We start from the raw sequence: 22,526 nt of genomic DNA on the forward strand, positions 1-22,526 counted from the left end.
GGTCTCTTAGCTCAGTTGGTTCAGAGCACCTGCCTTACAAGCAGGGGGTCACTGGTTCGAATCCAGTAGGGACCACATAAAGACAATTAGAAAGTCTTTCAAATAAAATTCTAAAAAGGTCTCTTAGCTCAGTTGGTTCAGAGCACCTGCCTTACAAGCAGGGGGTCACTGGTTCGAATCCAGTAGGGACCACAACAAAACTCCTTTCAAGAAATTGAAAGGAGTTTTTTTTGTTTTAACTATTCAAGTAGCACATCTTATTTTACGGTAAATGCTAAATTTTGAAACTCGTACTGTAAAGCTTATAACTCTCAGGAAAGGATAAAACAACTCTGTGTAATCAACCGAGATTAATGTTATACGTTTTAAGTTGTATGTTTTACGAAATTAGAAGTTCGGAAGTATGTAAATCCTTGTCAAGGTTTGAAACCTTGACAAGGATATTTTTAAAACGTTTTTATCCTTCGACAAGCTCTGGATGACATATTATAGAAGTTAAAATTCTATCTCTAATAAAAAAACTGATAAAATAACCAAATGTAAATCAATGTTTACCTTTGGTAGTATTGTGAATATACAGTTATCTATATTATTACCGATACTAAGTTTATTTTAGCTCATTCATCATCAACTTAATATCTTTTTCCAAGGCAGTAAAAAAAATAATATCGCTATTGAAGAAACTGTCAATTGAAATAGATTATGTTTAGCTTCTTCTTTTTTTATTAGAATATTACGTTCATTATCATAATAAAGTTTTATTTTTTCGCCGAGGTTTAATTCCGCACAAGCATTTCTTCCATATTTCACCTTATAAATTAATTGTTTATAAGAAACATACACACTACTTGACCCTTTAGATCCACTACAAGACTTTTCAACAATTGTAGTGGTAACAACTTTATTCTGAGTAGCAATTCTAATGTTTCTGTTATAGAAATACAGACAAATAGATAATGCTATAATACATCCAAAAAGGGCATATATCTGTCTAATGAAATAATAATCATTTTGAAGTTTCATAATTTATTTATCTTTATCTACGATTACTGATTCTAAAAAAAACCTCACTAATTAATTAGCGAGGCTTTTATCTTTTTAAAATCTTAATCTTACACCATTTTCGGTTGTAAAGGCTTTTTTACGGAAAAGGAACAAAGTAAGTCCTCCAATAAAAATAGCCGAATCTGCGATATTAAATACAGGCTGAAAGAACTTATAATGTTGTCCGCCTACAATTGGAATCCAAGAAGGCCAATCAAACTCCACAATCGGGAAATAAAGCATATCTACGACACAGCCCGTAAACCAACCAGAATAACCAGCGAAGTTTGGTTCTGCAATACCTTGATATCCTACCCAATCCTGAAACATTTCATTGTAAGTAGTTCCTTTATCGAAAATAACGCCATAAAAAATTCCGTCAAGTACATTCCCTATTGCGCCTGCCAAAACAAGCGCAATCGGAATGATAAAGAAATTATTATTTAGTTTTTTCGACCATGCATTAATATAGTAGATAATCATTCCGATTAAAGCAATTCGTAGAAGTGATAAAATTATTTTTCCTGTTTCTCCTCCGAAATGCATACCGTATGCCATTCCAGGGTTTTCTACAAATGCTATTTTAAACCAACCCAAAACATCTACGTCTTCACCTAAAAAAAAGTGTGTTTTTACGTAAAATTTTGAGATTTGGTCTATGATTAAAACCAAAATGGTAATGAGTACTACTTTTTTCAAAATACTTGATTAACGTTGCATATTTTTAGCTTCGATGCTTAATGTAGCATGCGGAACTAATTTCAAACGGTCTTTGTTAATTAATTTTCCTGTTACACGGCAAATACCGTATGTTTTGTTCGAAATACGTAACAATGCATTTTTCAGGTCACGGATAAATTTATCTTGGCGTGCTGCTAATTGTGCATTTTGTTCTTTCGACATGGTTTCAGAACCTTCCTCAAACGCTTTGAACGTTGGAGACGTATCGTCAGTACCATTGTTACTATCGTTTGTGTAAGCTTCTTTCAATAATTCGTAATCTTTTATCGCTTGATCTAATTTCTCTTGAATTATTGCTCTGAACTCTTCCAATTCTGCGTCAGAGTACCTTACTTTTTCATCTGTTGTTGCCATACGCTTACAATTTAGTAATCGCAATTTGCGTCATCAATCCATTAATTTCAACCTCTGCCCCATTTGCAACTTTGTCTTGTAAAACAAGATCTTCTGCTAATGTCTCAGAACAAATGTAATCTTTGTTTTGCTCGACTGCATTTACGATTGATTCATCATTTTTTAAGTTAAGTATAATTTTGTCGGTTACTTCTAGTCCGGTTTCTTTACGTAGATTCTGAATTCTATTTACCAATTCACGCGCAACACCTTCGTTAATTAACTCTTCAGTTAATTGTAAATCAAGTGCTACTGTCAATGTAGAATTAGATGCTACAGTCCATCCTGGGATGTCTTTTGTAGCGATTTCAAAATCTTCTAAATCTAAAGTTAATGTTTTGTTGTCAATTAACAAATCTATTTTACCTGATTGCTCTAATTTAACAATTTCTTCATTCGTCAATTCTGCTGTAGCAGCCGAAATAGCTTTCATTTCTTTTCCATATTTCGGGCCTAAAGTCTTGAAATTAGGTTTAATAGATTTCACTAAAAGATTTGATGCTTCTTCGTTTGTTAAAAGTTGAATTTCTTTAACGTTAACTTCTTGTTTCAATAATTCTGATACAGCCTCTAAATTAGCTTTCATTGTATCATTCAACACAGGAATCATTACTTTTTGTAATGGTTGACGTACTTTGTTATCACTCAATTTACGTAGTGATAAAATCATACTTGTCGCCGTTTGTGCTAAATGCGTTTGTTCTTCTAATTCTGCTTTAATCAATGATTCATCCACAACTGGGAAATCTGCTAAATGCACAGATTCTGCTGCATTTTTACCTGTAGCAGCATTCAAATCTTTGTACAAACGATCCATGAAGAATGGCGCAATTGGCGAACCTAAAATTGAAACTGTTTCTAAAACTTTGTACAATGTTTGGTAAGCAGCAATTTTATCTTTCGAATAATCACCTCTCCAGAAACGTCTTCTTGATAAACGTACGTGCCAGTTTGATAAATTATCAATCACAAATTCTTGAATTGCACGAGCCGCTTTTGTTGGTTCATAATCTGTTAAAAATGCATCAACTTTTTTCGTTAATGTATTCAATTCAGAAATAATCCATTGATCTAATTCAGCTCTTTCATTTACAGGAATTTCTTCTTCCTCAAATGTAAATCCATCCACATTCGCGTATAAAGCGAAGAATGAATAGGTATTGTATAATGTTCCGAAGAATTTACGACGAACTTCGTCCACTCCAGCAATATCAAATTTCAAGTTTTCCCAAGGTTGCGCATTCGCAATCATGTACCAACGCGTTGCATCAGGACCATAAGTTGCCAATGTATCAAATGGATCGACAGCGTTCCCCAAACGTTTTGACATTTTTTGACCATTTTTGTCTAAAACCAATCCGTTTGACATTACATTTTTGTATGCTTTCGAATCAAAAACTAATGTTCCGATCGCATGCAATGTATAGAACCATCCACGTGTTTGATCGACACCTTCTGCAATAAAATCAGCTGGATACATTGTTCCATTATCAATCAATTCTTTATTTTCGAATGGATAGTGAACTTGCGCATAAGGCATTGCTCCAGAATCAAACCAAACGTCAATCAAATCAGCTTCGCGTTTCATCGGTTTTCCAGATGCAGAAACTAATGTAATTTCATCTACTACATTTTTGTGTAAGTCGATCAAATCATAATTTTCTTCTGTCATATTTCCAACTTCGAAATTTTGGAAAGGATTAGAAGTCATTACGCCTGCCGCAATTGATTTTTCAATTTCAGCAACTAATTCTTCAACAGAACCAATTACAGTTACTTCGTCACCTTCTTCTGTTCTCCAAATTGGCAATGGAATTCCCCAATAACGAGAACGAGATAAGTTCCAGTCGTTCGCATTTTCTAACCAATTTCCGAAACGTCCTTCACCAGTCGCTTTTGGTTTCCAATTGATTTCTTTATTCAATTCAACCATACGGTCTTTTACATCCGTTACCTTGATAAACCAAGAATCTAATGGATAATATAAAATCGGTTTGTCTGTTCTCCAACAATGTGGATAACTGTGTTTATATTTCTCTACTTTGAAAGCTTTGTTTTGCTCTTTCAATAAAATCGCGATTTCGACATCAACCGATTTTTCAGGAGCAGTTCCATCATCGTAATATTCATTTTTCACATATTTACCTCCGTAACCTTCTGGTAAATCAGCCACAAAACGACCTTGTAAATCGACCAAAGGAACAGGATTTCCATGCGTATCTAATACCAACATTGGAGGAACACCAGCATCTTTTGCAACGCGCGCATCATCAGCACCAAAAGTAGGCGCAGTGTGTACGATACCTGTACCATCTTCTGTTGTTACGAAGTCTCCAGGAATTACTTGGAAAGCATTCTCTGCATTTTCGTAAGGCAACGCCCAAGGTAATAATTGCTCATAACGAGTTCCAACTAAATCAGCACCTTTGTATTCTCCAACAATTTTGTAAGGAATTGTCTTATTTCCTGCCGCATAAACTTTGAAATCTTCTTCTGTTTCTGCTAAGAAATATGGTTTTCCAAATTGCTTAGAAACCAATGGTTTTCCTAAAATTACGCGAATTGGCTCGAATGTATATTGATTGAATGTTTCAACTACAACATAATCGATAGTTGGACCAACTGTTAACGCTGTATTTGATGGCAACGTCCAAGGTGTTGTTGTCCAAGCTAAGAAATACACATCTCCATCAAAATCATTAAATAAATCTGTCGAATCTTTCTTTACTTTAAATTGAGCAACAATCGTTGTATCTGTAACATCTTGATAAGTTCCTGGTTGATTTAACTCGTGTGAAGATAAACCTGTACCAGCTTTCGGAGAATATGGTTGAATTGTATAACCTTTGTACAACAAATCTTTGTTATAAATTTGTTTCAACAACCACCAAACAGACTCCATATATTTTGGTTTATACGTGATATATGGATCTTCCATATCCACCCAATAACCCATTTTTTCAGTCAAATCATTCCACAAATCTGTGTAACGCATTACTGTACGTTTACACGCTTCGTTATATTCTTCAATTGAAATTTTAGTTCCAATATCTTCTTTGGTAATTCCTAATTCTTTCTCAGTTCCCAATTCTACTGGTAAACCGTGCGTATCCCAACCCGCTTTACGAAAAACTTGTTTTCCTTTCAAGGTTTGATAACGACAAAATATATCTTTAATAGAACGTGCTAAAACGTGGTGAATCCCTGGCTTTCCGTTTGCAGAAGGAGGACCTTCATAGAACACAAAAGATGGATTTCCATCGCGCGTAGAAATACTTTTCTCGAAAACATTATTTTGTTTCCAATCTTCTAACGTTTCTTTTGAGACTTGTACCAAGTCTAAGTGCTTATATTCTCTAAACTTTTTTGCCATCGAATTCTTTCTTATTTCTTCTAAATCAAGGAGTGCGAATATAAGAAATTTTTACATATTTTTATTGCTATAGAAACGAAAATCATATTAATAATTGCTTAAATTTATCCCAACATTATAGATTTAACAATTCTTGAATAAAAATCAGATGATTTCAGATTTAATTCAGCATTAACCAAATAATTAACAACAATTTTTTAAGATATTTTTTCAATGAAAAAAGGCTTCAAATATTACTCAATTCTATTTCTAATTTTGCTTTTTGCAAGTTGTTCCAAAAACGAAGATTATACGGTTTTGATTCCGACAGATGCAGATTTTGTTGCGTTGATTAATCCAAAATCAATTGCAGAAAAAGGTAATTTTCAGAAATTAGAACAATACAAAATTTATCAATTAGCCGAAGGTGAAATTAAAAATCAAGATCCTACTTTTGATCAATTATTAAATGATATCAAAAACAATCCGACCTCAGCAGGCCTAGATATTATCAGTCCTATTTACCTTTTTGGACAAAAAATTAATGGAAAAAATATGGTGGCGTTGATTACAAATATGCGCGACAAAGATCAATTTGAAAAACATTTATCAACGATTTACAAAGGTTTATACAAAAAAGATATTTCTTTTGAAAAGAAAGATGGTTTTACAACGATCTCTGGATTCAATAAACCGTTTATGGCTTGGAATAAATCTCAATTCTTATTGATTGTTTCTGAATTTGGTGTTGGAGAAAAAGCGATTCAAGATTATTTTACGAAAATTATCAACGATAAACATTCACTTGCGAAGGAAAATAATAGTTTTGGAGATTTTGTCAAAAACTCACAGGATATCAACATTTGGTACACTGGAAACTTTTTGAAAAACTTCTCGAAACATGAAAGTTCTGAAAAGAAAAACCTTGATTTTACAAAAAGCTCTTGGGTTAATTTTATTTCATTTACTTCGGACGGAATTAGTTTTACGCAGAAATTTCATCCAGATGCAATTACAAAAGTTGAATTGCAAAAACATCCGATGTGGAAATCGAAAATCAATACTGATTTTTTTAAATATTTTCCTGCGCAAAGTTACATGAACATTGGACTTGGAATTTATCCTGCCAACACGCGTTATGTATTCGAAAATCAAAATTTCTTAACTACTTTTTTAGAACAATATGACATTGATTTGAACAAACTAGAGCAAAGTTTTGAAGGCGAAGCTTTGTTTAGTGTATATGATTTTGAGATCGGAAAAGCATTTAATCCAAATGATTTTTTTGGTAAGAAAGAAGCTTTTATCAAGCAAGTTGTTTATCCGCAATTTGTTTTAGGAGGAAAAATGAAAAACGATCTTTTCTTCAACGAATTTATTAAAGCCCATCAAGAAAATATTCAGAAAATTGGACCTTATTACATGCTGCCAATTTCGACAAATATGAAGATTTATATGGCGTACAAAAACAATTTGATGTACATCACAAATAATCAATCGATTATGAATCAATATTTGAACAACATGGTAAGTTCTTCAAATTTTGTTACATCAGAATATGCTACAAACGCTTCAAATCCGATGTTTGGTTACGTGAATTTAAATTTTGATCAATATCCAAAAGAAGTTCAAAATTATATTTATCAACAAATTCCGTTCGGAAATACGAAAGAAATGCAAACGGTTTTATCTTATTTTGATTACGTCGATTACCGCGTTTCGAATGAATACACAAAAACAGGAAAAATACATATGAAAAAGACGGATAAAAATAGTTTGGAAGTGATTTTCTTGCTTTTAGACCAAGCTTATTCACTATTTTTCAATCAAGCTGCACAACAAAATGGAAATTAAAATCAGTCAACTTGTTCCGCATCCTTTGAAGGAATTTGGGTTCGAACAATCTGAAATTTGGAAAAATACATACACTTTTTCGAGCGGAAATATTTATCAAATCGTTGCACATTCTGGTGTTGGAAAATCGACGTTGATTAATATTTTGTACGGCGATAGAAAAGATTATGACGGAGAAGTTTTATTTGATGGACAAAATATTAAGAATTATTCTTTGAATGATTGGACAAAAATTAGACGTGAAAAAATTGCGTATGTTTTTCAAGGTTTACATTTGTTTGAAGAATTGACTTTGATGGAAAATATTCAATTAAAAAATGTATTAACGCAACATCAATCCGAAAATCAAATTATTGAATGGATTGAAAAAGTTGGTTTAAAAAGTCATTTACATCAAAAAGCGATTCATCTTTCTTATGGTCAACGTCAAAGAATTGCTGTGATTCGTGCACTTTGTCAACCATTTGATTTTTTACTTTTGGACGAACCTTTTAGTCATTTAGATGAAGTAAATCAACAACTTCTGATTGATTTGGTTACCGAAGAAGCTACAAAAAATAACGCTGGAATCATCTTTACAAGCTTACACGAAATTCACGATAAACGCCTTTCAAATGTCATTCAACTCTAAAACTTTAATCGAAAAATTAGTTCGTAAAAATCTAAGTTTCTTACGAATTACAACCTTTTGTTTTTTCTCAATCATTGGATTTTTTATCTTGATTTTAGCTGGAACAATTTATTTGGATTATGCCAAAAATTTTGGAGAAGATAGCTCAGTTTGGAAAGCAAATTATGTGGTTTTGAATAAAAAAATATCGTCTTTACAAACGTTGACTGGAGAAAAACCAAGTTTTAGTGAAAATGAAATTAACGATTTGAAATCGCAAAATTTTGTTGCGAAAGTTGGAACATTCAAAAGTAGTCAATTTCCTGTAAAATTACAAGTTGGTGGTATTGCTGGAATTCGTGGTTTTTCGACTGATTTATTTTTCGAATCTGTTCCAGAAGATTTCATTGATGTAAAAGAATCGGATTGGAAATGGCAAGAAGGACAAGATTTTATTCCGATTATTATTCCGAAAAGTTATTTGAATTTGTACAATTTTGGTTTTGCAACAAGTCAAGGTTTACCACAAGTTTCGGAAGGATTATTTACTAAAATTCCTTTTCAATTGATTTTAGGAAAAGGAGAAAATCAGAAAGTATATCAAGCAAGAATTGTCGATTTTACCACAAAAATTAATACGATTTTAGTTCCTGAAAACTTTTTGGAATGGGCAAATCATACATATGCACCTCAAAAAAATACTGAACCTTCAAGAATTGTTGTTGAAACGAAATCTCAAGGAGATGAAAATGCTTCGACTTATTTTGAGCAACAAAATTATGATATCAACAAAGATGAATTGAAAAATAATGAATTGACGTATTATCTAAAATTAGCTTTTTCGTTGGTTTTATTTATTGGTTTAATCATTGTTTTTGCAGCGATTTGGTTGATGATTATTAATTTTCAATTGATGATTGAAAAGAACAAGCATAAAACGAAAGATTTATTTTTGATTGGATATAACATCAATCAATTAGCTCGTCCGTATCTGAAATTTTCGATTATATTTATGTTGATTAGTTATCTTATTTCGATTCCGTTAGTTTATTTTGTTTTAGATATCATTAAAGAAAAAGTCGGAAAATTTATGGCAACAGAAACTTCTCACCTTTGGGAAGTGATTGGTTTTGGACTAATCATCGTGATTATTTTATTCATCATTAATAAAATAATTTTGACACAATCGATCAAAAAAATTGCATTGAAAGATTAATGCTAAATTTTATAAAACCATAAAAAAGGATTCTGAAAAACTCAGAATCCTTTTATTTATACTTAAATATTCTCGATTAGAATGAATATCCAACACCTACAGAAAACGAATGATTTTTCACATCACCAACTTCTATATTGTTGTTGTTTTTATTATCTCCTATTTTAGTTAATCCCATATAGTATCTCGCTCCAACATTGATATTATCTGTTACATTATATCCCAAACCAAAGTTAACACCGAAATCAAAATCTTTCACATTATCTTTAATGTCAGTTTTTTCTTCCGTATTGTACACGGTATTGTTTACATAAGTACTAACTTGCGTTTTATTACTCGCATATACATTATATCCAAATTGAGGTCCAGCCTCTATATTAAAGCGACTTCCAGCAGGATAAAATTGAAGCATTACTGGAACTTGAATATAATCTAAAGTCGTTTTATTGTAATTTTTTACCGTCGTGTTTCCAACTTCTGTTACGTCAGTTTTTTCTCGTCCCCCCGTTCTTGTAAAATTAACCTCTGGCTGAACTGCAAACTGTTCTGTAATTGGAAAATGTCCATAAAAACCAGCTCCAAAACCAACCTTATAATCATTATTGTTCACGTCTTTTCCGTTAAATGAAGACATATTTGCACTTGATTTAATACCAAATTGTGCAGATGTTGTTTTTTCTTGTGCGCTCAAACTAACAACTCCTAACATTGCAGCAGCAATAAAAAATAATTTTTTCATCTTTTTAAATTTTATAGTTCTAATTATGATGCATTCATAATTTCAAGTGCTGTGCCAAATAGTGTTAAAATCAGACTTTAACAATCTTAAAACAATGATTAACAATGGTTTTAATTCAAATATTTAACATTTAAAGAATTGAATTAAAATGAAAAAGCTACATCTTTCGATGTAGCTTGTATCAATTATAAGTTGTTCTTGTTATTAGAATTTATAAGCAAATCCTAAAGAAACTGCATCTGCATTAAACTTTTTATCAAATCCATAGTTATTACTTGTAGCAATTCCTTTATATCCAGCATATACATCAAAGTTAGCTCCTGAATAACCAAATTTTGGTTGCCAGAATAAACCTCCGTCCATACCACTTTTCGTAGCAATTGCGTAACCTAAATCTCCACCAATAAATAAATTGTTACTGAATTCGTATTTTGCAGTTGCTGCTAATGGAATAAACCCAAAATCTTCTCCTCCTAAATCTTTAAAATCACTTTTAGCAATAAAATGGTCATACCCGACTTTCGCTCCTAATTTGAAATTATTTGCAATAGGATGTAAGTAAGCTAAGTCTACTCCAAGGTTAAAAGAAGAAACATCTGATGCATTACCTACTGGAATACCCACGTGTACTGTACCTTCTACTCCTGACGTTTGCGCTGAAACTCCTACCATACCTGCTACTGCTAAAGCAGCTGTTAATAATACTTTTTTCATTTTTATAATGTTTTAAAATATTTACAATTTTGTTAAACTTATTTGTATAATTTCAATTTGTGTGCCAAACTCTAAAAATCAATAATGATAAAACATACTAAAATTAACAATTACTTAATATTCAAAACTTTATTTCACAAAAAAAGCTCCAAAATAATTTTGGAGCTTTTCTATTTTTATTGATTTGACTTATTGTCCGACCATTTTGTATAAAATATTCTGTTGTTGTTTTGCATAATTGGTATCAATTTCTGCTGCTACACCAATCATTTCGTCTAAATAATTAAACTGATTCATGATTTTTGCTTGATCAGCTGCATCAACTTTTCCATCTGCAATAACTTCTTTATATAAGGTTTCGAATTTCTTTAAAACAGGATTATAAGCAGATTCGAAAACTTTCAATGCTTTTTCTTTGTCACCTCTTTCTCCTAAAGCGGAAGCTTCATTGTAGATTGACATCATCAAATCATTTTTAGCCGCGGCTAAATCAGAACCAATTGAATATCCTTTACCTGAAGGCAACGATTCGAAGAAAGCAATTTTCGCATTCGCTTCTTTACGAACGTGCGCGAACAATTCTTGCGCTTTTTTATCCTCTCCAGCTTTCAAATAAATTCCAGCAATTCTACTTACTCCATAACCAATATCGTATTTCGCTAAAGCAGGAATTTCTAACATTACTTTATCTAAAACTGCAATTGCTTCTTTTTTGCGTCCTGCATTCAATAAATCATCTGCTAAACGAACCGCCGTATTTCTATAAGAAGATGTGTAGTTACGCTCTGTCAAACTAAATGAAGCATCAGGGTTATTATAACCAGACCATTTGTATGAATTGAATGTTCTTAACAACATATCATTATCAGAAGCTCCAATAATTCCTCCTTTACCAAAAGGCGTATAAATAGGAACTAATTTATAACTCATTCCAGCATTCAATAAATAATCATTCATGTAGAATGTATTTTCTGGATCAGAAATTCCTCCTCCACTAAAGTAAATAGGACGATCCCAATTGTATTTCGCCATCATTGACAACAACAACAAATTGTTTTTGAATAAACTTGACGCTTTGATATTAATTGTGATTGAATCAACCATTTTATCTGCATCTTTTGCACTTACAATTCCATATTTTAGAGCGTTTGCTTTATTTACAGGAACAACAATTTTAGTAACAGGTAAATAATTTGCTCCACCAATTGGATAACCAAAATAATCTGCTAAAGCTTGTTTCTCTGGTGATTTATTATCTAAAATAAAATCCATCGCTTCTTTAGCTGTCATACTATCTGTTGTGATATATTTTTGCAAAGGTTTTAAACTTTTATAAACTGACATCACTTGGTTTGGATCAATTTCAGGATCAGATAAATATTGACCAACTTGCTCGATTGGCATTTGACTTAACGTTTCTAATGTTTGATTAGATCCTGGTTTGATGAAACCATTTATTTGATCAAAAATATTTTTAATAGAACCTCCAACAACAAAAATTTGATCGTTAGTTCCAGATTGATAATCTTTCGGTTTCAAATCACTTGGAAGTGGAGCTGCATTGTACGTTCTGCGTAATAATTGCTCTAAATTCCATGGAGAAGCAGCCAACGTTAAATTCGCAATTTTTACATCATCACGGAAATTTTCGGTTTCTTGTAATCCCCAAAGTGGATAAGTATCATTGTCACCATACACGAAAAGAATGGCGTTTTTATCAAGCGGATTCAGATAATTATAAGCCAAAGAATAAGCTACAGAACGCTCTGAACGATCGTGATCATCCCAGTTTTGAGCTCCCATTAAAATTGGAATACCAACTAAAATTACAGTTGTTCCAATTGCTAAAGACGGCTTCAATTCTTTCTTCATCAATTTTTGAAGTAATAAATAAACTCCTTGTACACCCAATCCTGCCCAAATCGCAAATGCATAGAAACAACTTACTAATGCGTAGTCACGTTCGCGAGGCTCGAAAGGTTTTACAGATGTGTAAAAGATGATTCCGACACTTGTTAAAATAAACAATGACAACAATGACCACCAGTTGACAAAGTTTCTGTTTAATTGTGTAAATAATCCGATTAAACCTAAGAATAATGGTAACATGAAATATACATTTGTTCCATCATTTCTATATTCATCTGGTAATTTTGATTGATCTCCTAAACGTGGATTATCAATAAATGGAATTCCTGAAATCCAGTTACCTTTTGTAATCTCGAAATTACCTTCTAAATCATTTTGACGACCAGAGAAATTCCACATAAAGTAACGGATAAACATATAGTTGATTTGGTAATCAATAAAGTAATTAAATTGTTCACCAAATGTAGGTGGTTCGATATCTAAAATCTCACCATATTTCTTAAGTTCTGCGACTTTTAATTGTCTATTTTGACGCTTTTCTACCAATTGAGCGTACATTTGCTGCGCTTCTTTATCACCAGCATATTGTGCATTCAAAGAGAATTTTGGAAAAGCATAAACTGCCGCATAATTCTCCATCACACCTGGGTCTGGACTAAACATTTTAGGGAAAAACTTTACATATTTATCTTCGTATGTATAATCTAAACGATCCGAAACTTTCAAATATTTTCCTGTACGTTTATCCTTAATATATTCAGAACTACGAACTGTACTTTCTGGTGCTCCGTTAGTATCACGCTTGATTCCGTCACTTGCAATATGAGCCGTAAAAACTGGTCCGTACATCACAGGCCAAGAACCATATTGTTCACGATTAAAATAATCTAAAACACCCAAAGCTGTATCAGGATCATTCAAATTCATGTGAGGATTTGCATTGGCACGAATCGGAATAACCAACCAACATGAGAAACCAATCAACATAAAAATCACACACCACGAAATTGTATTCAATAAAGCTGAACCATATTTCTGAGTTAATTTAATCGCAAAATAGAAGACTGCGATTAAAATAATAGCGGCGATAATTGTCCCAGAATTGAAAGGCATTCCCAAATTATTGACTACATAAATCTCTGTTCTACCAAAGAAAGTCATTACAACTGGGAAAATTATTTTGAATACAAAAGCTAAAATAATCAATGTAATAACATTTGCGATTAAAAAACTTTTGATTGTAAATCTATATTTACGAGCATAGTAAACAAAACAAACTGCTGGAATTGCTAACATTGCCATTAAGTGAACACCAACCGATAAACCAATCACCAACGAAATAATTACCAACCATTTGTTTCCTCTAGGTGTATCAGCGACTTGATCCCATCTTGTAATCAACCAAAATAATAACGCTGTGAAGAAAGATGCCATTGCATAAACTTCTCCTTCTACAGCAGAAAACCAGAATGTGTCGCTAAACATAAAAATTGCAGCTCCAACTAATCCACTTCCTAATGTTATAATTTTTTGAGAAGCATTTAGCCCAATTGCATCAACATTCATTGGATCTTGTGTTTTTGCAAACATTTTTCGAGCAAAATATGTAATTGTCCAAAACAAAAACATAATTGTTCCTGCGCTATACAAGGCAGATGTACTGTTGATTAATATCGCATATTTGCTTCCGTCACCAAAAGCTAAACCAGACCAAACTGCTCCCATTATTTGGAACAAAGCTGCTCCTGGCGCATGCGTAATTCCCAATTTTGCAGATGACACAATGTACTCACCACAATCCCACAAACTCAGGTAACGTTCCATCGACGCCAAATACAATATTGTCGCTATCAAGAACATCGCAACACCCAAGATGTTGTTCCACTTTTTGAAATTTATATCCATTTTGTTTTTATAAACTATCTTGCGAAAATAAGATAAAAAATTGATATAGCTTAGGATTGAAATGATTAAATTCTGATTAGAATATCATCTAAACAATATAGATTTATCGAATATTTTAAAATTAATTTTAAAGTTTCTAATCGATTCATTTACATATTAACAAAACATAAAATCCTTCAAAATAAAGATACATTTTCTCAAATAGTTTTGATTCTAAACTTTTTTCATCTAAATTTGCAATGCAAAAAGCAATGCCTTTAACAGACAAAATTCTACAAACGGGCTTCACTTTTGACGATGTGTTATTAGTGCCAGCCTACTCAGAGATATTACCGAACCAAGTATCTCTACAAACAAGATTCACAGACAATATCACCCTTAACATTCCGATAGTTTCTGCTGCGATGGATACTGTATCCGAAGCAAGATTAGCGATTGCATTAGCGCGTGAAGGAGGTTTATCTTTCGTTCACAAAAATATGTCGATCGAAGAACAAGCGAATGAAATTGATATGGTAAAACGTTCGGAAAACGGAATGATTTCTGATCCAATTACTTTATCTCGTCATCACAAGTTGCAAGATGCAGTAAACTTAATGGAGAAATACAAAATCTCTGGTTTACCAGTTGTTGAAGAAGATAGAACATTGGTTGGAATTATTACAAATCGTGATATTCGTTACCAAGAAAACTTCGATCAATTGGTAGAAGACGTGATGACAAAAGAAAATATCGTAACTTCTGATATTGATACTGACCTTAAGAAAGCAAAAGAAATTCTTTCTCGTTACCGCATTGAAAAATTACCAATCGTTGACGAAAACAATAAATTAATCGGATTAATTACGATAAAAGATATTGACAACTTAACTGAATTCCCTAATGCATGTAAAGATACAAAAGGTCGTTTACGCGTTGGAGCAGGAGTTGGTGTTGGTGCTGATACATTAGAACGCGTTCAAGCCTTAGTAAACAAAGGTGTTGATATCGTAGCGTTAGATTCAGCTCACGGACATTCAGCTGGAGTTATTAGTAAAGTTGCTGAAGTTAGAAATGCATTCCCTGAATTAGATATAGTGGGAGGAAATATTGTAACTGCAGAAGCAGCAAAAGCTTTGATTGATGCTGGAGCAAATGCTTTAAAAGTTGGTGTTGGACCTGGTTCTATCTGTACAACTCGTGTTGTAGCTGGTGTTGGTGTACCTCAGCTTTCTGCTATTCATGACGTGCATTCTTACGCAAAAACAAGAAACGTTTCAATTATTGGAGATGGTGGTATCAAATTATCAGGCGATATTGTAAAAGCTGTTGCTGCTGGTGCAAACTTGGTGATGTTAGGAAGTTTATTTGCAGGAACAGATGAAGCGCCAGGAGAAGAAATTATTTTCCAAGGTCGTAAATTCAAAGCATATCAAGGAATGGGTTCTTTAGCTGCAATGAAACGCGGTTCTAAAGATCGTTATTTCCAAGCTGATGCGAAAAAATTAGTTCCAGAAGGAATTGAAGGTCGTGTTCCTCACAAAGGTTCTATTGCAGAAGTTGTTTACCAATTATGCGGTGGATTACGTGCTGGAATGGGTTACTGCGGAACTCCAACAATTCAAGATTTAATTGAAAACGGTAAATTCGTTAAAATTACAGGTGCTGGTTTACACGAATCTCACCCACATGATGTTGTCATTACAAAAGAGGCTCCTAATTATTCGAATTAAGAATTATCAATATATTAAACAAAATAGCAAGCTAATTGGCTTGCTATTTTGTTTTTAAAACGATATATCCTGTTTTAAGTGTCTCTTTATCATCTTTTATTATAAACCAATAAGTCCCTGTTGGCAATACAAAATTATTATGTTTACCGTTCCAAGGCAAAATATCATTTACGATTCCATTCGCAACTATTTTACCATATCTATCAAAAATCTGAATTTTAGCATTTTTATAAAAATCTTTATTTCTCAAACTCCAAGTGTCATTAATTCCATCACCATTTGGTGATAAAAAATTGAAGCCGTTTGCAATATCAAAAGGTATAGGTCCAAAAACACAACCTAATTTTGTTTTGTACCAAATATTAATCACATCTGCTGTTTGATTATAAAATGTTCCACTAGTTTGATAATTAACTCCATCTAAGGAATAACTATCAATGTTCGCATTTGGAAGTGGTATAATTGTAATTGTATTTGAAGTAGCAGTAACTTTCTCTATTCTTGCACGCTCTTTTTCTGAAACGATATTCACTTTCACAGATGACCTACAACCTAAATCATTGTCAAAATATACAATCCATTCACCTAGCGCATTAATTTTTACAGATTGATCAGATGATTTCAATTCCCCTCCATAATACCACTGATAATTCTGTTGATCTTCAGGTCCACTTATTATAAATGGATTACCACAGAATTCAAATTCTGTTTGTTCCATTTGAGTTGAGTAATCCTTCAGTTGTAAATTAATTACAGACTCTGATATACATCTTTTAGTGGTATCTTTAAAAGATATCCTTAAATAAACTTTATGCTCATCATTAGAATTTATACTATAATCTTTCCACTCTACTTCGGGAATCATATTTTGATTCAAAATCATATCATTATAGCTTCTATACAAGCTAAATACTAAAGTTCGTTTATCAGGCGGAACATTAATAAAAGTATTGATTAAGAAAATTTTACTTAAATCATATTTCTCTTTATTTGAATCGTCTAGGCAACCATAAAGTATTTCTCCAGTAAGATTTGGAGGAGTTCTTGTCCTAAAATAGGTAACTTCAACCACAAACACTTGTTTAGGATTATGTAGTGTGTTTTCTATAAATTTTAAAAAAAATATTTTTTTATTCTTTTCCCCATCATCCACTATATAAGATCTATTTATTCTATCATAAATATAGCTTGTTGTAGCATTAGCATTTTTATAAACACTTCCATCATGAGTAAATTTCGTAGGATCTAAAGTAGAATTTTGCAAATAAAACTCCTCTTGTATTTCATCTAAATCTGCAGGGTTTTCTAAAAATAAGTCATCATTGAAATTATAATCCAAACACTTATTTATTTCTACTTTATACACGATTGGTTGCGCAACGACAATACTCAGTAAACTAGATAGAAAAACAATATAATAAATGATATGATTCATGTTTTTTTTTACTTATCATAAATCTACAAAAATATAATAACAAAAAAACCACTTCATAAGAAGTGGTTTTTTATAACTATTGAGGATATTGATTTTATTATTTAGCGAAAAATAATTTAGAATCAATTTCATCGCTATTAGATAAACGGGCAGATGCTTCTGTCCAATTTGCCTTATTTGATGTTTGTTGTCCAACAGGATAACGTACACGAGCTGGCAAATCTGTTGCTACAACATTTCCAGACATTTCTGGTGTAAAAACATACGTTGTTCCATTTGGACGAGTTCCTGTTCCTCCTGGTAATAATAAAATAGAAGCATTAGGATATCCAGTTCTACGGTACTCATTCCAAGATTCATCTGCATTACCTAACAAAGCTATATATTTTTGATTCAATACATGCTCCTGTGTAGCAGCTGGTAAATTAGCTACATACGTTGAAATGTCAGTAGAAGAAACTCCCATTCTCTCCATATTGGCTGTAACACCAGCAACATAGTTTACTTGAGACCAACCATTTAACTCAGCTAAAATAAACTCAACTTCTGCATACTCCATAAGAATTTCGGGTTTGCTGATATAAGTGTAATTAGAAGAGAAAAAGTTAATCTTATCTGATGAAAATCCTGTTTCAACAGTCGGTAAACCATAAGGCATTCCTGTATATAGTGTTAAATCTTGTGACGTTGATTCAGAACCTGTTTTAATTTGACCATTTGTAGCTCCAATAGGAGCAGCTACTTTAAACAAACGAGGATCTAAACCATAAGCTCCTTTTTCACCTTTTAGTAATTGTACAAAAGTTGTACTTACATAGAAATCTGTACGATTATCTACATAAAATAATTTCCAGAATGGATTACCTTCTGCGTCAGTAGTACCAAAAGAATGTGCTGCATTATCATCATTAGAAGTAAATACTCCTTGTGCAATTGCATCTGTAATATGAGTAGTAGCTGCAGGTAATTTATCTTTTACACGATTAGCAATTCGTAAACGTAATGAGTTCGCAAACTTTTTCCATTTCGCTACATCTCCATCGTATATGTTATCTCCATTTGTAAAACCTGATTTACTAACATCTAATTGCTCTGAAGCTTCTTTTAACTCTTTCAATAAATCTGTGTAAATAACTTCTTGGGTGGCATATTTAGGAGCTATATAGTCATCAACTTGCAACGCTTGAAAATCTGCATTTTTATTTCCATAAGACCAATACGGTACATCTCCAAAATGAGTTACTAAATTATCAAATGTATAAGCCAACATAATACGACTAATTGCAATTTGATTTTCTATATCTCCAAAAGCACTCATTTGAGTAGCTGTTGTAGGATCTTCACATCTTTGGATAATGTCTTTGTAGTTATTTGCTACACGATACAGATATATCCAACCATTTGTCGTTTGAGAATCACGATAGTTGTATTTATCTTCGTCTATGTAATTATTTTGTGCAGAATACTGCATCCAAGGCAATGTCATACGAGCAGACCACCAACCATCACGTGTATAGTTCATCAAATATCTATTAGCTCCATTAAAAATTGTATATGTAGGTACAATTTCTGGATTGTTTGTATTCTCATTAATAGCTTCCAAACCATTATCACAAGAAATGAACATTGCTGTAGAACCTAATAAGGTAGCCATTAACAAATATTTTCCGATATTTTTTTTCATAATTCTTTAAAATTAAAATTGTAATTTAAGGTTCATACCATAAGTTCTTGTAGATGGTAATGATCCACCCTCTAAACCTTGTATATTTCCACTACCTCCAGATGCTTGTTCTGGGTCAATATGTTTATTGTCTAATCCCCAAGTACCTAAATTTCTACCAAAAGCAGATACTACTACATTAGAAAAAGGTCCACTCCACTTTTTAGGAAAAGTATAAGATACTGTTACTTCTCTTAATTTTACATAATCTGCATCAAAAACATTTTGAGCTGTTGGTCCAGAATAGTAATGTCCATAATAAGATGCTGCTGATACATTTTTAGTATTCTGTGCTGTATTTGTTACAGTATAAGTACCATCTCCATTAGATGTTACAGTTCCTGTTACCCCTTGAGAAATAGTACCTGTTTCACGAACATTATTCGCTGCAGTTTCTTCTAACATACCAGAGTACATTCCAAACATATTTGTTACAGAAAAATATTTCCCTCCTTGTTGTATATCAAGCAAAGCTGATACACTTAGATTTTTATATGAGAAATTATTTCTAATTCCCATATTCCAATCAGGAAGAATTGATCCTAAATTTTTAACACCTGAAGACAAATATAATCCACTTGCTCCTACCACTTTGTTACCTTCACTATCATAAATAAAGTCAGTTCCACGTATTTGTCCATATCTTTCTCCTAACATTGCATTTACTGTTGCTTTGAAAGGGGCTGAACCTATTGTTACTTGCTCAAGATCTCCATACAATTTTGTTACTTCGTTGTCATTTTTAGCGAAGTTTACATTAATTCCCCATTCAAAGTCAGTTGTTCTAACAGGTACAATGTTTAACATTAATTCAATTCCTTTATTAACAGCTTCTCCTGCATTCATATACTTTGTAGTAACTCCTGTTGATGGATCAACTGCAACTGGCATAATAAAGTCGTATGTTTTTTCGTGGTAATATGTTACATCAAATCCTAAACGATTGTTGAACATCTGCATTTCCAAACCTACTTCCCAAGCATCTTTAGATTCTGGTTTCAAGAATTGATTTTTCTTTGATAAAGAATTTAAGAAGTATGGATCTCCATTGAATGAAGAACCGCTGAATGCTGTATTTTCATAAACATCTCTAATTGAGAACACTGGAGCGTCATTACCTGTTTGCGACCACCCAGCTCTAAGTTTACCAAATTTCAACCAAGGAGCTTTTATTATTTCAGAGAACACAAATGACCCTGTTACAGATGGATAAAAGTATGAGTTATCACCTGATGGTAAAGTAGAAGACCAGTCGTTACGTGCTGTTCCTTCTAAAAAAAGCATATTTGCATATCCCAAAGACACACTTGCATATACAGAGTTTACACGTCTTTTCCATTTATAACTTGTAACAGATGCTTGTTGTGCAGAATTATTAATCGTATATAAACCTGGTACAATAAATCCTCCATTTGTATTTGCTGATAATGAAGTATAAGTTTCGTGTCTTCTGTTAACCCCTGCGAAAGAGTTTAAACTGAAATCTCCCCATTTTTTATCAAAGTGCAAACGAGCTTCGTAATTCATCTCCGTTTTATCACGAGTTGACTCTGAATAACCTGCTTGTGCTTGAGACCCTTCTGCTACTATCGAAGAAATATTTAATGTTGTATTATCTCCATAGATATTTCCTACAGCGTATAAACCTGGCAAGATATCATACTTCAATTCAAAGTTTCCGTAGAAACGGTCACGTTGATCAGTCGATGTGTTCTCATATAAAATCCAATATGGGTTATCAGAATACTTTGGTGTAGCATCATTCCAAGCTGTACGATTCCAAGATTTTTGCTCTCCTGATAATGTTTTATAATTTTTTAAACGATTATAATCTAACTGAACTTGTCCCCATTGATACATTTTTTGAGGAATTGAGTTATCTCCATACCCAAACTCTGGACGATTGTATCCGTTTGTTCTAACATAAGTTAAACCTCCTTTAGCTGTTAATTTATCATTAAATTTTGTTGATAAATTCAAATTAGCTGTTGTTCTTTTTAAACTTGTGTTAGGCAAAATACCTGATTGATCCAAATGAGATAACGACATACGAGCAGATGTATTCTCATACGATTTAGCAAAAGATACAGAATTTGTATAAGCTATCCCTGTATTATATAATGTATTATAATCATTTTTTGCAGCAGACCACGCTCTTGTTTTTAAATAATTCGCTGTATCATTAGGATCAAAAGCGTCCCAATGTAATACTTGTTGTCCGTCCAAACGAGGTCCCCAAGATTCATCAGCACCATAATCAACAACATTATAAGTTACTCCTCCTATCGATACTTGGTCAAAAACAGTATCAAAACCGCCTCCATATAATTGTTGTAATTTTGGTGAAATATTTAACGACTCAAAAGCTATTCCTGTGTTAAATACAATTTCATCTCTTCCTTTTTTGGCAGATTTTGTTGTAATCATAATTACACCATTGTTCGCTCGAGAACCATATAATGCAGATGCAGGACCACCTTTTAATATGTTCATCGATTCAATATCATCAGGATTTATATCAAAAGTTCCATCACCATAATCACGTCCTCCTGAACCTCCTTGTGTTGAAGTTGAGTTATAGTTAGAGTTATCCATCGGTACACCATCTATAACAACCAATGGTCTATTTTCTCCTGTAATAGAACCAATACCACGTAATACAACACGTGCAGAAGTTCCTAAACCAGATGGTGCTGTAATTTGAGCTCCCGCAACATTACCTGATAAAGATTGTAAAGCATTTGCTCCTCCACCTGCCGAGATAATATCACCTTTCACTTCTTGAGATGCATATCCTAAAGATTTTTTCTCACGTGTAATTCCTAATGCTGTAACAACAGCCCCTTCTAACTCTACAACTTCAGAAGGCTTAAGAGTTACATTATATTCTGAACCTGCACCAACTGAAAAAGTTTGAGTTGGTAATCCCATTGCTTCTACTGTTACTAAATCTCCTTGTTTAGCTTCAATACTAAACACCCCATTTTCGTCAGTGTAAGCTTCTTTTCCTGATGTTGTTTTTACAACAGCATCAGCTACTGGAAGTCCATCAGAGTCTGTTACAGTTCCTGTAACTGTCTTTTCTTGCGCATATAAAGAAGCTCCTAAAAGAAGTCCTCCTAATACAAACAAGTTTTTTAAATTTCTCCTCATCTGTTAAAACATTTTTAAAACTTTCATAAACTTAAGATTTCTCTAACATTTACAAAACTTTTTTAT

14 protein-coding genes and 2 tRNA genes are annotated in these 22,526 nt (G+C 32.7%); 6 read left to right on the plus strand and 10 right to left on the minus strand.

The annotated features are described in order from the left end of the window. Positions 1–75: transfer RNA gene (locus HXZ74_RS04905), tRNA-Val, on the plus strand. 42 nt (positions 76–117) lie between these two features. Next, a tRNA-Val gene (locus HXZ74_RS04910) sits at positions 118–192 on the plus strand. A gap of 435 nt (positions 193–627) precedes the next feature. Here HXZ74_RS04910 and HXZ74_RS04915 read toward each other — a convergent pair. The 4 genes from HXZ74_RS04915 to ileS all read right to left on the minus strand — a co-directional run bounded on the left by HXZ74_RS04915 (position 628) and on the right by ileS (position 5,551). Continuing rightward, on the minus strand, positions 628–1,023 hold the full coding sequence (locus tag HXZ74_RS04915) for a hypothetical protein (RefSeq protein WP_115001528.1): 396 nt from the start codon (positions 1,021–1,023) through the stop codon (positions 628–630). A gap of 75 nt (positions 1,024–1,098) precedes the next feature. Further along, positions 1,099–1,743 carry a lipoprotein signal peptidase gene (locus HXZ74_RS04920; protein WP_286474103.1) on the minus strand — a complete coding sequence of 215 codons (645 nt, stop codon included), beginning with the start codon at positions 1,741–1,743 and terminating at the stop codon, positions 1,099–1,101. A gap of 9 nt (positions 1,744–1,752) precedes the next feature. Then, positions 1,753–2,139, minus strand: a complete 387-nt coding sequence (locus tag HXZ74_RS04925; RefSeq protein ID WP_115001530.1) for a TraR/DksA family transcriptional regulator — start codon at positions 2,137–2,139, stop codon at positions 1,753–1,755. A gap of 4 nt (positions 2,140–2,143) precedes the next feature. Further along, positions 2,144–5,551, minus strand: a complete 3,408-nt coding sequence (gene ileS / locus HXZ74_RS04930) for an isoleucine--tRNA ligase (RefSeq protein ID WP_286474106.1) — start codon at positions 5,549–5,551, stop codon at positions 2,144–2,146. A gap of 213 nt (positions 5,552–5,764) precedes the next feature. Here ileS and HXZ74_RS04935 point away from each other — a divergent pair, with 213 nt between their 5' ends. From HXZ74_RS04935 to HXZ74_RS04945, 3 genes are read left to right on the plus strand one after another with little or no spacing between them, the layout of a single operon-like run. Next, positions 5,765–7,384, plus strand: coding sequence for a DUF4836 family protein (locus tag HXZ74_RS04935; RefSeq protein ID WP_286474108.1), 1,620 nt, complete (start codon positions 5,765–5,767; stop codon positions 7,382–7,384). Further along, positions 7,374–8,015, plus strand: a complete 642-nt coding sequence (locus HXZ74_RS04940; RefSeq protein ID WP_219033651.1) for an ATP-binding cassette domain-containing protein — start codon at positions 7,374–7,376, stop codon at positions 8,013–8,015. Before HXZ74_RS04935 ends, HXZ74_RS04940 begins: the two co-directional genes overlap by 11 nt. Beyond that, positions 7,999–9,210, plus strand: coding sequence for a transporter (locus tag HXZ74_RS04945; protein ID WP_286474110.1), 1,212 nt, complete (start codon positions 7,999–8,001; stop codon positions 9,208–9,210). Before HXZ74_RS04940 ends, HXZ74_RS04945 begins: the two co-directional genes overlap by 17 nt. 76 nt (positions 9,211–9,286) lie before the next feature. Here HXZ74_RS04945 and HXZ74_RS04950 read toward each other — a convergent pair whose 3' ends face one another. The 3 genes from HXZ74_RS04950 to HXZ74_RS04960 all read right to left on the minus strand — a co-directional run bounded on the left by HXZ74_RS04950 (position 9,287) and on the right by HXZ74_RS04960 (position 14,437). Next, positions 9,287–9,949, minus strand: a complete 663-nt coding sequence (locus tag HXZ74_RS04950) for a porin family protein (RefSeq protein WP_280063312.1) — start codon at positions 9,947–9,949, stop codon at positions 9,287–9,289. Between the two features lie 204 nt (positions 9,950–10,153). Next, a complete protein-coding gene (locus HXZ74_RS04955; protein ID WP_280035980.1) occupies positions 10,154–10,663 on the minus strand; it encodes a hypothetical protein in 510 nt (169 codons plus the stop codon). 189 nt (positions 10,664–10,852) lie between these two features. After that, positions 10,853–14,437, minus strand: a complete 3,585-nt coding sequence (locus tag HXZ74_RS04960) for a glycosyltransferase family 117 protein (protein WP_286474112.1) — start codon at positions 14,435–14,437, stop codon at positions 10,853–10,855. A 251-nt stretch (positions 14,438–14,688) separates the two neighbouring features. Between HXZ74_RS04960 and guaB the strand changes: the two genes are divergently transcribed. Further along, on the plus strand, positions 14,689–16,149 hold the full coding sequence (gene guaB / locus HXZ74_RS04965; RefSeq protein ID WP_286474114.1) for an IMP dehydrogenase: 1,461 nt from the start codon (positions 14,689–14,691) through the stop codon (positions 16,147–16,149). A gap of 43 nt (positions 16,150–16,192) precedes the next feature. Here the strand turns inward: guaB and HXZ74_RS04970 are convergent, their stop codons facing one another. From HXZ74_RS04970 to HXZ74_RS04980, 3 genes are all read right to left on the minus strand, one after another. Beyond that, positions 16,193–17,584, minus strand: a complete 1,392-nt coding sequence (locus HXZ74_RS04970; protein ID WP_286474115.1) for a T9SS type B sorting domain-containing protein — start codon at positions 17,582–17,584, stop codon at positions 16,193–16,195. Between the two features lie 97 nt (positions 17,585–17,681). After that, positions 17,682–19,268, minus strand: coding sequence for a SusD/RagB family nutrient-binding outer membrane lipoprotein (locus tag HXZ74_RS04975; RefSeq protein ID WP_286474118.1), 1,587 nt, complete (start codon positions 19,266–19,268; stop codon positions 17,682–17,684). A gap of 12 nt (positions 19,269–19,280) precedes the next feature. Beyond that, positions 19,281–22,460 (minus strand): SusC/RagA family TonB-linked outer membrane protein, encoded by a 3,180-nt coding sequence (locus HXZ74_RS04980; RefSeq protein WP_286474121.1) that lies wholly within the window; start codon positions 22,458–22,460, stop codon positions 19,281–19,283. Positions 22,461–22,526: the final 66 nt, after the last annotated feature.

The sequence above is a fragment of the Empedobacter sp. R750 genome, from assembly GCF_030324345.1.
Taxonomy (GTDB): Bacteria; Bacteroidota; Bacteroidia; order Flavobacteriales; family Weeksellaceae; genus Empedobacter; species Empedobacter falsenii_C.